The organism is Mesorhizobium sp. M7A.F.Ca.MR.362.00.0.0 (assembly GCF_004023175.1).
Lineage (GTDB): Bacteria > Pseudomonadota > Alphaproteobacteria > Rhizobiales > Rhizobiaceae > Mesorhizobium.
In genome coordinates this window covers 1-15,400 of record NZ_RZTF01000016.1, presented here as the reverse complement: position 1 = coordinate 15,400, position 15,400 = coordinate 1, and the positions used below count along the sequence as shown (strand labels likewise).

Below are 15,400 nucleotides of genomic sequence, written 5' to 3'. Positions count from 1 at the left end.
CTGACGACAACATCCTCGGCCGTTCGCACGTCCTCTACCGTCTCGCGCCGCGATGCAAAGAACTCCTCCAACTGTGCGGAATTCAACTCGAGGCCATAAAGGCGGTTTATTGTGTCGAGATTGATCGGGATGGGAAGCAGTTTCCCGTCGACCGCCGCCAGAACCCTGTGCTCGTATGTGCGCCATTGGGTGAACTGCGAGAGGTAGTCCACGATCGACTGGCTGTTGGTGTGAAAAATATGAGGCCCGTAACGATGGATGAGGATGCCGGCTTCATTGTAGCAATCGTAGGCGTTGCCGCCGACATGGCTGCGGCGGTCGACCAGGAGAACGCTTTCATGACGCTGGGAGGCTATCCTTTCAGCAAGCACGCTGCCGGCAAACCCCGCGCCGACGATCAGCCAATCGAACATGGCTATGCGCTCCTGCGGAGCGGGACGACCTTCTTGCGTCGGTAGGCGCCCTCAATGTGAGCGGCCATGGCCTTCCATGTTCTTTCCCACGACATGTCAGCCAGATAGGCATCGACTTGCGGCAGCAGCATCTCGCGCGGTCGCAAAAGCAGGGAGCGCAGCTTGCTGTCCAAGTCGTCACCGTCGGCGATCTCCACCAGCCCAGCAGCGCCGTAGCTGCGCACAACGTCGACGATTGCCGTCGAGATCACCGGCAGGCCCGCCGCCAGAAACTCTGGCGTCTTGGTTGGGCTGATGAACCGGGTCGCTTCGTTGAGCGCAAACGGCATCCACCCGGCATCCCAATGGCGCAGATAATCGGGCAGGTCGCAGTAGGCCTTCGTGCCCAACCAATGAAGGTTGTCGGACTTCGGCAGGATTGCAGGATCGATTTTGACAACGGGGCCGATCATGACGAAATGCACGTCCGGCATGGTCCGCGCCGCTAGCGCCACGAGGTCGACGTCCAGCCGCTCGTCGATGACGCCGAAATACCCCACCCTCGGGTGAGGAATGCCGGCCTGGTCGATGGGGTCCTTTCCTGGCAGCCTTGCCTTGTGAAAGTGTTTCACATCGATGCTGCTCGGAAAGGGGTAAATGGCCTGATGCAAGCGGCGCTTGGTCTCGAACAGGCTCAGGCCACCGGTGAAAACGAGATCGGCGCGGCGCAGAAGTCCCTTTTCCATCTGCGCCAGTTCGGGCGGCGCATTCTTGAAGGCGGAGAGTTCGTCCATGCAGTCGTAGACGCATATGTCTGGGTCAAGGAACTCCGTGAAGCGAAGAGCCATCGGCGTGTAGTACCAGGCGATCAGCCGGCTGTGCGGCATAGAAGCTATGATCTGCTGAACAAATCTCCGCTGGACGGCATCTGATTTCGCGGCCGACGCGCCAAGTGGAAGCACTGGTGTCACAATTAGAATGTTTGGCGACGCCTCGCTCGTCCGCATCAGCGGCTGTGGCAGTTCTTCAAAAACAGGCTCTTCAAAGTAGATCACTCTCTGCTGCATGGATGCAAGAGTGAGAATATGCTGCGGGCGTTGATGGACGAAATTCCAACGCAAGTGCGAGAAGCAAACCAGTAGATTTTCCCTGCCAGCGTGTTTACTGGCGGACACCCTGCCCAAGGCTGCTTCCATTGAGATTTTCCTTCCTGTAATCTTTAATTTATGCTGCGACTAACATTTGTTAATCGCAGATGGAGGAGAAATAGACTTCGGTACCAGCTCCTAACTTTCCACCGCGTGAGTTGTTCCAAGGTGAAGTGAAGAGCTCTCAGTCACCGCTCGGATGACGGATGCGACGATGTTTCTGCGGAGCTGAGAACGGCCACCACGCGTCGCCGGGCTTTGAAAGCGTGAGCGACGGGGGAATGTCGGTGGAGAACTGACCTGCCGTATTTGCGTTTAAGTCGCTGGTTATAAAATGTGCAGGACATCAAGTTGATTCGCCCGCATCACTGGCGAGTCCGTGCCAGGCGAATTCCGGGGCTGATATGAAGATCGACTTTTCAACCAATGTTTTTCCGCTGTTTCATCCGCAAAGCGTGGATGATCTCAAGGACCCTTGCCCCGTCTTTGATGGCAGCCTGTGGCACGTCTTCGGCTCGAGCGGCACGGTGACCAGCGAGACGTGGAGGATCCTGCATGCCACGGCGCCGGACCTTTATGGGCCGTGGACCGAGCATCAGTCGATCGAGCTTCCTATCAATGGGAGTGGTGTTGCGGCTCCGGGGGTCATTCACGAAAGTGGCGTCTTTCATATGTTCATCCAGACCGAGTTCATGAAGTCTGGTGGCCGCTGCGAGCATGCGGTTTCCAATGACGGGTTCCATTGGGTGGTTCTTAGCCCGGCAATCCTCGCCATCCCGGACACGGAGGAAGATGGCATTTACGATCCGCATCCCGCGGTTATTGGCGGCAAGCGCTACCTCGTCTATTCCGCCATGCCAAAATTCACCAGGGTGCCACAGCCCGACATCTATCTCGCGCGTAGCCAATCCGATTCATGGTTCGGCCCTTGGAAACGGATCGGCAAGATCCTTGACCATAATGAAGTTCCTCACCACAACACGAGAGAGGATCCCGACTACGAATGGGGGATAGAGGGCGCACAACTGGTCGAATTGCCGGATGGCCGCGTGCTTCTCAATGCCACTTGCTTTCTCCCGAATGGCCTTCGGGGAAACCGGCAACGCGTGTTTTTTGCCATCGCCGATGATGTTGCTGGACCTTATGTGTCGATGGGACCGGTGCTGGAACCAGGCCAGCCGGGAGAGAACGGCCACTCGACCGTGATGATCGAAGGGGGCCAACTTTCGCTGTTTTACCAAAGCCGGGTCGCCACGACCGATCATCGGTGGCGCTACGGCTTGGCCAGATGCGACGTCGCCCTGTTTTCCAAGGTTGCATGATTTAGGTGTTGCTCGGACGGAACAATCCGTCGGAGCGCGTGCACACGACACCATGCAGCAGTCGGTCGCGGCGTTCGAAGACATGGGCGAACTGAATATCTCTGCTCCTTCCCGCAGGAGAATGAAACATCAGCACGTATTCTATGCCTTCATCCTCGCTTCGTTGCTCGCTTCGTTGAAGGCGTCCAACAGGCCAGGGACGTGCCGGGCGTCCAGAGCGAGCAGATGATCGACAGGCGGACAGCCGAATAGACAAAGGACAGCCAAAGCCGAGGCAACCGGCGGCCTTCCGCTCGACCCGTGCGCAGTCGGGAGCACAAGGTTTGTACTCGAGCCACTGAAGCTCCGCACGAGGGGCAGCTCAGCTCATTCCTGATTGTTGCGTGCCTGACGAGCTCTCCGTTTCAGCCTGATCATAAATGCTTTCACCTAGTGGAACATCGGAGGTTCCACGAAGTTGGGAAGCCACGGAGGACGTGCACATGAACAGTGTCATCTATCTTATCGGCCTTATCGTTGTCGTGCTCGCGGTCCTCTCCTTCCTCGGTCTTCACTAGGTGGCCCATGCAGCATGAGAACGATCAGGGCGGACAGCCCACCGATTTCGACAAGGCAAAAAGCGACGTTTCCGACAGGCTTCGCCAGGAACAAGAACGTGCCAGCGAGCTGCTTCACGACGCGCGTGACACGGTGACCCGTAAGGCTGGCGATTATGCATCTGAAGCCAGGGATGCGATTTCCGACAAGGCGGAGGAAGCTCAGCGCGACATCGGATCGAGTCTGGCGGCGCTGGGCGGCGCACTGCGCGCGGCCAGTGACCATCTGGCCAACAACGATGAAAGGAACGCATCGAAGTTCGCATTGGATGCCGCCGGTGGCTTGGAGCGGCTTTCATCGTCATTGAAACAGAAACCGTTCGGCCAGGTCCTGGAGGACGTGCAGTCCTTTGGCCGGCAAAATCCCGGTGTCCTGCTTGCCGGATCGGTATTGGCCGGATTGGCTCTCGGGCGGTTCATCAAGGCTTCTCCGCCGGCGGGTCCAGAATTCCAGGATGCGGGAGACCTCAAATCACACACCGATCAGGCACAGGGTTGGTCCGTTGATCGTTCGCAGGATTCGGGCCTCGTCGGCGATGATGGGGCCACGCAGAACGCGGAGCAGGACAGATGAACACCCAGGACAATCCCAGCCTTGCCGGACTGATCACCGACTTGGCCCAGAATGTCACCACTCTGGTGCAAACCGAGGCCAGGCTGTTTCGGGCGGAGCTCTCTGAAAAGCTTGCCAAAGCCGGAGCAGGTGCCGCGGAAGTACTGGGCGGCGCGATTTGCCTGCTCGCCGCGCTATTGGTGTTGCTGCAGGCACTCGTTATCGCACTGACGCGGGCAGGGCTAGGCGCGGGGTGGTCTTCCCTGCTGGTCGGTGTGGTCGTGGCGGTCCTCGGCGTCATCCTGCTGCGGACCGGGATGGCCAGCATGGCGCCTTCGGAACTTACCCCCGACCGGACCCAGGAACAGCTTAAGCGCGACGCGAGCGTGATCAAGGAACAGGTGAGATGAAAGAGAAATCCGCAGCCGAACTTGAACGCGAGGCCGAGGCAGCCCGCGCCCGGGTGATGGAGACCGCCGAATCCATTCGAGGCAAGATGACGCCCGGACAATTGCTGGATGAGTTCACCGGGCTGTTCTCGGGAGGGGAGAGCTCGGCCATGCTCAGCAATCTCAGAACGCAGGTCCGAGACAATCCTTTGCCGGTCACCATGGTGGGCGCAGGTCTGGCTTGGCTGATGTTCGGCAGCGGTACCTCAAACACCCCCCACGGTTCGGCTGGATACTCCATGCCTTCGTCGCCGGGACGACATGATGACGGGGAGCGTGGAGGCCTTGGCAGCACGCTTTCCGATGCCGCCACATCGCTGTCGTCGGCTGCTACCAGCGTCAGCGATACCGTTTCGAGCGCGGCAAGCAACGCCGCCGAGGGTTTGACGGGCAGCACGGCCACTGCAAGATCGGTGACCGGCGAGATGGCGGCGAAAACCACCCGCTCTGCCCAAGAACTGTTTGAGAACCAACCCTTGGCCGTAGCGGCCGCCGGTCTCGCCATCGGCGCCGCCATAGGTGCAATGCTGCCCCATACCGCAACGGAGGATGAGCAACTAGGCGCCTATGGCGACAAGCTTCGCGACACCGCCGAAACCATGCTCGACAGGGGTCTGGATGAAGCCAAGCAGGTCGCCGCCGACGCCTATGAGACCATCAAGCAGGAAGCTGGCCGGCAAAATATGGAAGCAGGCACGATGGCCGATCAGCTCGGCGAGGTCGTGAAGTCCACAGCAGACAAAACCGAGCATGCCGTGCGTGAACGGATTTCCGATCCGTCTCAGCGTCAAACCTAGCTTGAATGATCCTGGATCAACGATAGTCGGTCTCTTCAGAAGGGCCGGCGTTGTTGTTCAAACGGTGAACCGCTCGAGTCATTTCAGAGCGTAGAGGTAAGCCGCGATATCGCGCGCCTGCTGCTCTGTAATCCGGGTCGACGGCATGGCGGTGTGCGGATTGATTTCCCTGGCCGATCGTATCCAGCGGATCAGGTTCTCTGGATTGTTGGCCAGCCCGCCGCCGATAAAGACGCGGTCAGCAAGACTGGCATCCAGGCGAGGACCGACCTGCCCTTGCGCGCCCGGCACGCCCGTAATCGTATGGCAGCCGGAACAGCCATTCGCATTCATGATCGGCAAGGCCCTCGCAGTGTCACCGCCTGTGGCCGCCTCCGCCTCGTGGCGGACGCGCGCGGCCCGATCGGACCACCAGGTCATTCCGGCCACGGCCGCGACGAGCAGCACCAGCGCGGCGATGACGGCGGCAAGCAGTTTAGACACGCTCGTACGCATGCGCCGCCTCCCTCCTTCCGCTCGCCTTGATCCACAACGCGGCCAGCAGCAGCGCTGCGCCGCCATATATCAATCCAGCCGGAACCCACATCACCAGCCCAGCAAGTTGCTGGTCCTCCAGGGGGCTCAAATTCCACAGTGCCGCTCCCACGGCGTTCTCCGGGTACCAGAGGCGTGGCGAGAGCAACAGGAGAACGCCGAGCAGCCCGGTATGCAGCGAGGTGACAAAGAGGTGCATCACTGCGCTCCCATAGGCATGCTGGCGGCCGGGACGCGGCAAGAGGACCCACCAGAACAGCAGCCCTGTTCCGAAGAAGCTCGCGTGCTGTGCATAGTGCAGTACGCCGCGTTCGAGCGCGGCCTCGAACAACACCGGAATGTGCCAAATCCATATAGCAATGCCGTGGATAATGGTCGCGCTGATCGGCCGCGTTGCGAAGGCCCAGACCACCCTCAGCCAATTGGCGTGTCCGGCAATTCCCAGAATGCGCCGTAACCGGATGGGTAGGCCCCACATCAAGGCCGCAGCCGGGCAGGCAGAGACCAACAGCGGCGCCGCCACGGCCATCAGCAGCTCATGCTCGATCATATGCGCCGCAAAGACCTGCTCGCCGAGCACATGAATCGGGCTGACCAATGCGGCTGTCAACACGCTCCATCCGGCCGTGAACAGCAGAGCCTGGCGCAGCCGCAACGTCCTGCCGCGGCTGCTGCGCCGCCAAAGCCGGCCAGCGCCAACGACATATATCAGGGCAAGCACGGCGAGTGGCAGGGTGATGGGCAGCGCGAGCGTCCACCCGGCCCCGGGCGCGCCGGCGCCGTAGCAGATGGAAGTAGGGAACAGCGCGTCCAGGTTCATCGCAGGCACCCATCCAGGATCAGCGCCGCGCTGCCTTGCATGAGGATCACAAGCGCAAACAGCAACGCCGACAACATCCCGAGATTGGCGACGAAGCGCTCTGTGCCGCGCGTACGCTCCGGCTTGAATGCGGCACCGCCTCGCCGCTTCGCCCGCCACGACAGCGCCCCGCCGAGCAGCGACAACAAGACGAGCAGCAGCGCCACGGGAAGCACGACTGGCACCTGACGGTTGCATTGCCAAGGCACCAGTGCATAATTCAGCTGTGTCGAGACCGCCCAGGCCAGCGGACCTGACAGAAGACCACCCCAGGACGTTCCCAACCGCAACGCTCGCATCTCAGCCTAGCCTCGGCGCCCAATAGATGAGCACGTAGATCGGGATCCAGGTCAGGACCACGAAATCCCAGTAGAAGACATTGTCGCCGACATCGCCGAAGCGCCGGCCGCTATAGCCGTGGCGCGTGAACATCAGCACTGTCAGCACGATGGTGTCGCCGACATCGGTTATGAGGTGCGTGGTGTGCAGGCCAAGCAGCACCCAGAGCATCGATCCATAGGCGTTGGTGTCCCAATAGATGTTGAGGGCGGGGAATTCGAACCAGCGCACGACGAGCGGAGCGATGCCGAGCAGCGACATGACCACCAGGCCGATCCGCACCGGAACCATGGAGCATTGCTTGGCGTGGCGGTGGAGGACGTGGTTGGGCACAAGGCTGACGACAAACAAAATCGTCACGATCGTTCCGGGCCAATGGTCAGGCTGCGGTGCGCTAAGCCGCCACGCTGGCCACGACAGCGCAAGATAGAGATATGCGCCCGCTGCCAGCGCAAAACCGGTGCCTTCCAAAGCCATGAAGCCGAGCGTGCCCCACCAGGTGGGGCTGCGCGGACCGTGCCCGAAGGTCGGCAGGCCAGAAAGATCGGCGGCGGCGCGCTGCTTCATTCCTGGTCCTCCGGATCGCCCTTCGGCCAGAACCAACCGATCAACGTGATGGCGATCGGCGCGGCGCCCCAGACGATCGCCCAAGGCGTGAAGATCGAATAGAGAAACGTGCCGCCGACGGCTAGCGCCGCAAAAAGCGGCCAGATCGACGGTGTGGCCGATTTCTCGCGAATATCGGGATAAGCTTCGGCCAAGGTCGAGATGAGGAGTTCGCGCGCATCGACGCGGAGCCCGGTCGCTACAGGGAGCGCCTCGCGCTCGGCCCAGAGCGGCTCGATATGGGTAACCATGGGAATGCGTGCGAAATTATAGCTCGGCGGTGGCGAGGACGTTGCCCACTCCAAGGTTCCTGCGTCCCACGGGTTGTTGCCGGCCAGGGTGCCTTTGAGCGCGCCATGCACCAGATTGAAAGTGAACAGGACAAAGCTCAGGAAAAAGAGCAGCGCCCCGGCAGAGATGAAAAGGTTGATGTTGCCCCAGCCAAGCTCGGCCGGATAGGTGTAGACCCTTCGTGGCATGCCCCATAGGCCGACGAGATGCATCGGGAAAAAGGCCGCATTGAACCCGATGAAGGCCAGCCAGAAATGCCACCGTCCAAGGCGTTCGCTCATCATGCGGCCGGTGATCTTCGGGAACCAGAAATAAGCCGCGCCAAGCAGCGGGAACACCGAGCCGCCGATCAGCACGTAGTGGAAATGCGCGACGACGAAATAGGTGTCGTGCACCTGAAGATCCAATGGCACAGAGGCGAGCATGACGCCGGTCAGCCCGCCGATGACGAAGATGAAGAAGAAGCCGAAGACGAACAGCAATGGCGTCCGGATCACCGGCCGGCCGTCCCAAAGTGTTGCAAGCCAGCAGAAGATCTGCACGCCGTTTGGAATGGCGATCAGCATGCTGGATGCGGTGAAGAAACTGGCGCCGAGCTTAGGCAATCCCGTGGCGAACATGTGGTGAACCCAGAGCCCGAACGACAGGAAGCCGACTGCGATCAGCGACAGGACCAGCCCGAGATGACCGAATGTCGGTCGCCTGGCGAAAACAGGAATGATCGCGGACACCATGCCCGTCGCCGGCAGGAAGATGATGTAAACCTCCGGATGGCCGAAGAACCAGAAGAGATGTTGGAACAGCAGAGCATCCCCACCTTCCGCCGGGTTGAAGATGTGCGTGCCGACCAGGCGGTCAAGGATCAGGAAAGTCGAGGTGATCATCACCGCCGGCATCGCGAAGACGACGACGAAGGAAGTGACCAGCATCGCCCAGACATAGAGTGGGATCTTGTCCAGCGACATGCCGGGGGCACGCTGTTTGAACACAGTGACGATGGTCGCAACAGCGACGGCCAATGACGACACTTCGGTATAGGTGATCATCTGCGCCCAGACATCGGCGCGCTTGCCCGGTGCGAATTCGGGGCCGGACAGCGGCACGTAAGCGAACCAGCCCACATCAGGAGCCATGTTGAGGGCGAAGGACACCCAGGCGAAAGCGCCGCCCGAGACGTAGATCCAATAGCTGAACGCGTTCAGGCGCGGAAACGCGATGTTGCGGGTGCCGACCATCAGCGGCACCAGGTAGATTCCGGTCGCCTGCACGATGGGCACGGCGAACAGAAACATCATCGTAACGCCATGCATGGTGAACAGCTGGTTGTAGAGGTCGGGCCCGATCAGGCCGCGTTGAGGTCCCGAAAGCTGGATACGCATGGCGACAGCGTTGAGACCGCCAAGACCAAGGAAGACGAAAGCGGTGATCAAATAGCGTCGTGCGATCACCTTGTGATCGACGCTCGAGAGCGCTCCGACGATGCCGGACGGCGTCCGCCAGGTGCGCTCGAGCCAGCGATGCAGGCTGGCATCATCCATGCCGGTATCGCGGGGGCCGTCACGTTCGGGAGCAAGGTCGCCCTTGGCGGGGTCTGGTTCCGGGATGTGGCGGTCGCCTGTGACATCGGCGCTGCTCATTTCAGCCCCTCGAGATAAGCGACGATTGCGTTGAGCTCGTCGCCGTTGAGATCTGCCACTGGCATGTGGGAACCCGGCTTGATGCCTTGCGGGTCGGCTATCCAGGCGGCGAGATTGCCGCGGCTCATCGTCAGCGTTCCGGCCGCCAATGTTTTCCGGCTGGCGATGTGGGTGAGGTCGGGAGCCACCGTTCCGCCGGCCGGCGTTCCCCCGATCCTGTGGCACATCACGCAGGGGCGTTTGAGGAACAGGTCCGCGCCGGCCTTGGCTTCGCCGCTCGCCGGCGCGCCGGCCGGCTGCAACTGGTCGTTCAGCCAGGCATCGAATTTCGGGCGCGGCTCGGCGATGATGAAGGTGCCCATATTGGCGTGCTGCGCACCGCAGAATTCAGCGCATTGACCGCGGTAGACGCCCGGCTTGTCCGCCTTGATATCCAGCACGTTCATGTGGCCGGGGATAAGATCGAGTTTGCCGGCCAAGCTTGGGATCCAGAAGGAATGGATCACATCGGTCGAGGTCAATAGCAGCCGCACCGGCTCGCCGGCAGGGATATGGATCTCGTTTGCCGTCGTCAGGATGCGGCTCGGCGTAGCATCCTCGTAGCGCAACTCCCACCACCACTGGTGCCCGGTCACCCTGATTGTCAGCACAGCCTCCGAGCCGATTGCAGCCAGCGTCCTGTTGGCGAAAAAGCTTAGCAGCGTCAGTCCGATCAGGATGATGGCGGTCAGTCCGACGGCGGACGCGACCACGCGCATCTTGCGGCGTTCGGCCGCTTCGTCGAGTAAGAGGGGTTCATCGCCGGGACGCGATCGCATAACCAGCGGTGCTGCGAGCGCGATCATCACCAGCACCCACACAACCGCGCAAAGCGCGGTGAAGAACCAGATCAGCCAAGCCAACTCGTCGGCTGCGGGGCCTTTCGGATCCAGCGCCGACTGCCAGCCTGCGCATCCCTGCAGAAGCAGGAGACAGAGAGCGAAGGTCATCGAAGCCGGGCGCCTCACGGTGATTTGCCCAGTGTCGCGGCATCCGGCAGGCGGTTTTCCGAGGGATGCACCATCATGCCGTCATTGCGTTGCGGCGCGGCGGAGGAGGGCGCGTTGCCGCCCAGTGCACGCACATATGCCGCCAGCTCCCATATCTGGTCATCGGGTATCTTCTGGCCGAAGCTCGGCATCCCGTTCGGCCTGCCGTCGCGGATCGTGGCGTGGATGCTTTCGATCGAGCTGCCGTAGAGCCACTTCTCGTCCATGAGCGCCGGGCCCATGCCGCCACCGCCATTGGCATGGCAGCCCGAGCAGTTGAACCAGCTGAACAGGCGTTTGCCCTCGCTCATGTGGAAGGCGTTGGCCTCGAAGCTCGCCGCCTTGTTATCGGTGGGGGAGGGTCGCTGTCCGCCCGGCTCCAACGTGGTCACGGGCGTCGGCTGCTCACCTGAACCGAGCGCCGATTGCGGTCGCGTGTCGCGCTCCTCGCGCTGGCAGGCGACCAGGGCCAGCGTCAAGGGCAGTAACATCGCCAGAGCCTGCCTCATCGCGCCGGACTCCCGGCCATGTCCAGACGCGGTACGCCGTATTGCGCCAGAACCGCGTCGATCTGGGCCTTGTGTCTGGCAAGCGCGCTATTCACATCGCCACGCAGCACATCGTCCTCGCGCCGAACACCCATTGAGATGTCGTACATTAGCGGCAGTTGCGGTCCGTCGATGCGAGGCGTGACCGGCGTGATCCGGAGCGACACCTTTTGCCGCTGGGCGAAATAGCCGGCGAGCGGACCCCAGACCACGGCAAGATCGATCTCGCCGTTCGCGACAGCTTCGACGATGCGCGCCGGAGGGTTGGGAGCGGAGTAGTCGCCATAGACGGGGTAGCCGATGAGGTGCCCGACGATGCCGCGGCGGCCAAGCGCCTGGACTGGCGGCGAGTTGGCGCCATCGTCGCCGATGAGCTGAACACCGATACGCAATTCTTGCAACCGCGGGTCGTTGAAGGAGGCCACGTCCGGGCCGTCCTGGCGGGTTACAAAGACATAAGACGAACGGTAGTAAGGCGTGGTCGTGCGCAGCATTTCGAGATTGGCAGGCGTGCCGGGCACGAGATCGCAAAGGCCTGCCTTCAGCGTGTTGCGGATGAAGCCACGGCGCTGCGCCCACCAAGTATACGTCAGCTTGGCGCCGAGATCAGTGGCGATGATTTCCGCGATCTTGTTCTCGAAGCCTTGACCGGCCGCGTTGGAAAACGGCATGTTGTTCGGGTCGGCGCACACTCTCAACTCACGTGGATTGGCAATGGCCGGCAAGAGCAACAAGGCGAGCCCGGCCATGCCGATCGCCACCCGTTGGAACGCCTTTCGCGCCGGACGTACGGTCAAGTCCAATCCATCAAGGCAGCCGGAACACATAAAGCGTGCCTCCCGCCGTGGTAGCGTTCTTTAGATCCTTCATCGCGTTGACGAAGCCAAGTGCCGCGGTGGCATCGCGCGGGTCGAGGTCGCCGGAAACGATGGCACCGGCCCAGCCACCGACGCCTGACAGAATTGCGACATATTGGTGCCCATCGGGGCCGCGATAGGTTATCGGCTGGCCGATGATGCCGGACGATGTCTTGAATTGCCAAAGGAGATCGCCAGTCCTGGCGCTGACCGCCTTGAACCAGCCTTCCATGGTGCCGTAAAAGACGACATCGCCGGCAGTGACGACGGTGCCGCTCCACACCGGAAAGTTCTCCTTCAGGACCCAGGCCGGCTTCGCGGCGGCAACATCCCAGGCGGTGAAGGCACCACGATTGCCGCCCGGCCCGGGGATCATGCGTACGTTCATGCCGACATAGGGCGTGCCTGCGATGTAGTTTACCTCGACGCCTTCTTCATCCATGCAGAGATTGTTGTGGGGGATGTAGAGCAGGCCGGTCCTCGGCGAAAAGGCCGATGGCTGCCAGTCCTTGAGGCCGGACGCTGTCGGGCAAATGTCTCGGACCACCTTGCCGGTGCCGGTCTTCTTGTCGGGGTTTGCAATCAGGCGGCCGGTCTTCAGGTCGACGCCTTTGCTGGAATTAACCGGACCGTAGGCTGTGGCGGACAACACCTCGCCAGTGGTTCGATCAAGGATATAGAGGTAGCCGTTGCGTTCCGGTCGGACGAGGACCTTGCGCGGCTTGCCTTGCCAGGTCATGTCCAGAAGGATCTGCTCGTTGATCCCGTCATAGTCATGGAGGTCATGCGGGCTCCACTGATAGAACCACTTCGCCGCTCCGGTATCGGGATCACGCGCGAAAATACCGGACGTCCATTTGTTGTCGCCGGGCCGCAAATCCGGATTCCACGGTCCTGGATTGCCTGTGCCGTGGAAGATCAAGTTCAAGGCCGGATCGTAGGAGATCCAGCCCCACATATTGCCGCCGCCGATCTTCCAGGCTTCCGGCGGCCATGTCGTCACGCCAAGGTCTGTGCCCTTGTCCATGTCATAGTGGGGCTTGAAGTCCGGGCCGATCAGCACATCCTTGTCGGGTCCAGTGCCATAAGCCGTCCAGACAATATGCCCGTCTCCGGCATCCAGCGCCTTGACCCAGCCGCGGACGCCCATTTCGCCGCCGGAATTGCCGACCAAAACTTTGCCCTTCACCACCAGCGGAGCCATGGTGATGGTCTCGCCGATGTTGATGTTGCCGATATGGGCGTTCCAGATTGGTTTGCCTGTGTTGGCGTCGAGGGCGATCGTGTGGCCGTCCAGCGTGTTGAAGAAGATGCGCCCGTCGGCGAAGGCCGCGCCGCGGTTGACGACATCGCAGCAGGCCACCCCTTGTGCCGCCGGCTCGGGGTTGGGCTCGTACTTCCACTTCATCGGCGCGCCGGGCCTGGAAAGGTCGAGCGCGTAGACGATGTTGGGAAAGGGCGTGATGATATACATGATGTTGCCGACAACCAGCGGCGCTGCTTCCTGGCCCTTGTTCACGCCGGTGGAGAAGGTGAAGGCGACCTGCAGGTTCTTGACGTTGCCTTCGTTGATCTCGGTCAGGTCGCTGAAGCGGGTCGACGCGTAGTTCTTGGCCGGCATAGTCCATTGCCCGTCATCGGGTGGCGCGGCGGCGGCGGGCGGCGCAATAGCCGCCGCCGATGGCGGCTCCGAGGCACCGCTCAGGAATGGGCCGCATGCCAGCAGCATCACCGAGAGTATGCAGGTGCGAAAAGAATTCTCGGTCGCCGATGCGCGGTCGCCTCGTCCTTCGTTAACGCGCGCCTGTGCCGGGTGCAGCATGCCTTTCATTTGTGGATCGAGCCTCCCACCCCGGCGCCGAGCTCCGCCGCGATGTCAGCCTCGGTGCCGGCACAAAGCGGATGGCCCCAGCCCGAGGCGCTTTTGCCGCCGGGATCCAGATCGTAGACGATGGCGTCCTTGCGATTGGGATTGACTCCGGCGGGAACCTTGTCGAGGCCGAGCGCCGCGCGAACACGCCAGGCGACATTGTGATCGGCGCATGAGGAATCTCCGGAGACCCCGATGCCTCCGACGATGCTCTTTCCGTCATAGAGGGCAAGCCCGCCGCCAAACACAACGACGCCTCCAATCGGCTTGCCGACGAGCGGATCGCTGGCGCTTCCGAACGTTTTGGGATCGCCCGCATAGGCTGCGGCCTGGTTGACCGGATTGGTCTCCTGCAAGCCGAAAAGCGGCCCGCCAGGTTGCGCCCCCGCGTAGAGATTGGCCGTCGATAGGGCCATTTGCGCCAAGCTGAGCCCATTGGCCGTATTGGCCTTCTCTGCCGCGACGAGGCGACTGCCCGGCCATTGGGAATCGGCGGTGGGACCGCTGAAAGCGATCGCGCACACGGCGCCGTCGCGGGCAACGACAGCCGCCCATTCGTTGGTCTCAAAGCCTCCGTTGGCAGGTCCGCCGCTCGCTTTCACATTGGCCTTGAGGACAGCGAGCAGCTTATCGTGGTGGGCCGGGCAGGGCGCCTGTGCCATGGCTTGGCCCTGTGGGGACAGGCCACCCGCCAACATCAGGCCAAAGGCAGGTAAGAAAAGCTGACAGCGGTACATTGTCCTGCCCATTGGTTCGAGCATCAAAGAATCATGGAGCACTCTGTCAGACTGGAGAATGCGAGAAAGAATCCGTGATCCAATGCCGTCGATGTCTAACTTGGGCGATGCAGGTATGTTCCTGCTTTTGGAAAAAATGCACAGTTCCCGTCCGGTGAATGGCAAGGGTTGCCGTCTGTCCCGCCGGCGGCCGGCTCATCGCACCTAGTAAGCACTTGGCATTATCGGAGAAGCGGAGCGGTTGCGGGACCATACGGACGATCCACCCGGACTCGCGACAACGGCTCATTTTGCGATGAAAAATGCCTAGTTGAGAAGGCGACGGTACTTTTTGAGGCGACTTGGGCACGCTGGTGGACGTCATAAAATTCGAAAATCGCCCGGATGGTCCCGATAGTTGGTGAAACCTCGAAATATTTTTTGTGGCGATTTTCCCTTTAAAATCAAGAGCGTAATTTTTTGACGGTTCTAGTGTCGGAATTTTAGCAGTTCTGGAAAATATTTGACAGCGATTTCAAAGGGTTATACGCTGTTTGAACAATCGAGTGGGAGTAGGGAAGCTACGGCGATAAAGTCATTCGGCGGACTAGCCGACCTCCGTTTGCGACCACGCAGGTGACGCACGCAATAGACCCCACCCCCGCTTCCGCGGTACTGCGCCCGCGAGCGCGACCTCATACGCCTCATCGAAGTTGGAGTGCCCGAGCAGCGGCAGCCTTGTCGACCGCGTGAAGACCTTCAAGCGCGAGGACAAACTACGCCGTGCGACCTTGCGAGCGATCCGAGAGGCGAAGCCATGAGCCCTCGACGCGACGACGCATCCACTCAACACTGCAC

Annotated in this window: 16 protein-coding genes; 4 read left to right on the top strand and 12 right to left on the bottom strand. The window is 61.3% G+C overall.

Annotated elements, in window-relative coordinates; translation table 11 throughout:
- Both EOC06_RS41650 and EOC06_RS04230 read right to left on the bottom strand, forming a co-directional pair.
- On the bottom strand, nucleotides 1-413 hold a 413-nt coding region (locus EOC06_RS41650; protein ID WP_245469323.1), incomplete at its 3' end, for an NAD(P)-binding protein.
- A 2-nt stretch (nucleotides 414-415) separates the two neighbouring features.
- On the bottom strand, nucleotides 416-1,588 hold the full coding sequence (locus EOC06_RS04230; RefSeq protein WP_128307167.1) for a glycosyltransferase: 1,173 nt from the start codon (nucleotides 1,586-1,588) through the stop codon (nucleotides 416-418).
- A 356-nt stretch (nucleotides 1,589-1,944) separates the two neighbouring features.
- Between EOC06_RS04230 and EOC06_RS04225 the strand changes: the two genes are divergently transcribed.
- The 4 genes from EOC06_RS04225 to EOC06_RS04210 all read left to right on the top strand — a co-directional run bounded on the left by EOC06_RS04225 (nucleotide 1,945) and on the right by EOC06_RS04210 (nucleotide 5,257).
- Entirely contained in the window at nucleotides 1,945-2,862 is a 918-nt protein-coding gene (locus EOC06_RS04225; RefSeq protein WP_164898456.1) for a hypothetical protein, read from the top strand.
- 564 nt (nucleotides 2,863-3,426) lie between these two features.
- On the top strand, nucleotides 3,427-4,032 hold the full coding sequence (locus EOC06_RS04220; RefSeq protein WP_128307166.1) for a hypothetical protein: 606 nt from the start codon (nucleotides 3,427-3,429) through the stop codon (nucleotides 4,030-4,032).
- Nucleotides 4,029-4,421, top strand: a complete 393-nt coding sequence (locus EOC06_RS04215) for a phage holin family protein (RefSeq protein WP_128307165.1) — start codon at nucleotides 4,029-4,031, stop codon at nucleotides 4,419-4,421. Before EOC06_RS04220 ends, EOC06_RS04215 begins: the two co-directional genes overlap by 4 nt.
- Entirely contained in the window at nucleotides 4,418-5,257 is an 840-nt protein-coding gene (locus EOC06_RS04210) for a DUF3618 domain-containing protein (RefSeq protein WP_128307164.1), read from the top strand. Before EOC06_RS04215 ends, EOC06_RS04210 begins: the two co-directional genes overlap by 4 nt.
- A gap of 78 nt (nucleotides 5,258-5,335) precedes the next feature.
- Here EOC06_RS04210 and EOC06_RS04205 read toward each other — a convergent pair whose 3' ends face one another.
- The 10 genes from EOC06_RS04205 to EOC06_RS04160 form a co-directional block, all read right to left on the bottom strand.
- Complete coding sequence (locus EOC06_RS04205; protein ID WP_127331644.1) at nucleotides 5,336-5,752, bottom strand: cytochrome c family protein; 417 nt, start codon at nucleotides 5,750-5,752, stop codon at nucleotides 5,336-5,338.
- Nucleotides 5,733-6,611, bottom strand: a complete 879-nt coding sequence (locus tag EOC06_RS04200) for a cytochrome c oxidase assembly protein (protein WP_128307163.1) — start codon at nucleotides 6,609-6,611, stop codon at nucleotides 5,733-5,735. Before EOC06_RS04200 ends, EOC06_RS04205 begins: the two co-directional genes overlap by 20 nt.
- Nucleotides 6,608-6,817 (bottom strand): hypothetical protein, encoded by a 210-nt coding sequence (locus EOC06_RS41645; RefSeq protein WP_245469322.1) that lies wholly within the window; start codon nucleotides 6,815-6,817, stop codon nucleotides 6,608-6,610. The genes EOC06_RS04200 and EOC06_RS41645 overlap by 4 nt, the downstream gene beginning before the upstream one ends.
- Nucleotides 6,818-6,950: 133 nt before the next feature.
- Nucleotides 6,951-7,556: a cytochrome c oxidase subunit 3 gene (locus tag EOC06_RS04190; protein ID WP_127268121.1), complete on the bottom strand. Its 606-nt coding sequence runs from the start codon at nucleotides 7,554-7,556 to the stop codon at nucleotides 6,951-6,953.
- A complete protein-coding gene (ctaD, locus tag EOC06_RS04185; RefSeq protein ID WP_128307162.1) occupies nucleotides 7,553-9,523 on the bottom strand; it encodes a cytochrome c oxidase subunit I in 1,971 nt (656 codons plus the stop codon). Before ctaD ends, EOC06_RS04190 begins: the two co-directional genes overlap by 4 nt.
- Nucleotides 9,520-10,512, bottom strand: a complete 993-nt coding sequence (gene coxB, locus EOC06_RS04180) for a cytochrome c oxidase subunit II (protein WP_127331652.1) — start codon at nucleotides 10,510-10,512, stop codon at nucleotides 9,520-9,522. Before coxB ends, ctaD begins: the two co-directional genes overlap by 4 nt.
- A 14-nt stretch (nucleotides 10,513-10,526) precedes the next feature.
- Nucleotides 10,527-11,060: a c-type cytochrome gene (locus EOC06_RS04175; RefSeq protein WP_127296112.1), complete on the bottom strand. Its 534-nt coding sequence runs from the start codon at nucleotides 11,058-11,060 to the stop codon at nucleotides 10,527-10,529.
- Nucleotides 11,057-11,926: a substrate-binding domain-containing protein gene (locus tag EOC06_RS04170; protein WP_127331654.1), complete on the bottom strand. Its 870-nt coding sequence runs from the start codon at nucleotides 11,924-11,926 to the stop codon at nucleotides 11,057-11,059. The genes EOC06_RS04175 and EOC06_RS04170 overlap by 4 nt, the downstream gene beginning before the upstream one ends.
- Complete coding sequence (locus tag EOC06_RS04165; protein ID WP_128307161.1) at nucleotides 11,907-13,787, bottom strand: methanol/ethanol family PQQ-dependent dehydrogenase; 1,881 nt, start codon at nucleotides 13,785-13,787, stop codon at nucleotides 11,907-11,909. Before EOC06_RS04165 ends, EOC06_RS04170 begins: the two co-directional genes overlap by 20 nt.
- Entirely contained in the window at nucleotides 13,784-14,488 is a 705-nt protein-coding gene (locus EOC06_RS04160) for a heme-binding protein (protein ID WP_127811240.1), read from the bottom strand. The genes EOC06_RS04165 and EOC06_RS04160 overlap by 4 nt, the downstream gene beginning before the upstream one ends.
- Between the last annotated feature and the right edge of the window lie 912 nt (nucleotides 14,489-15,400).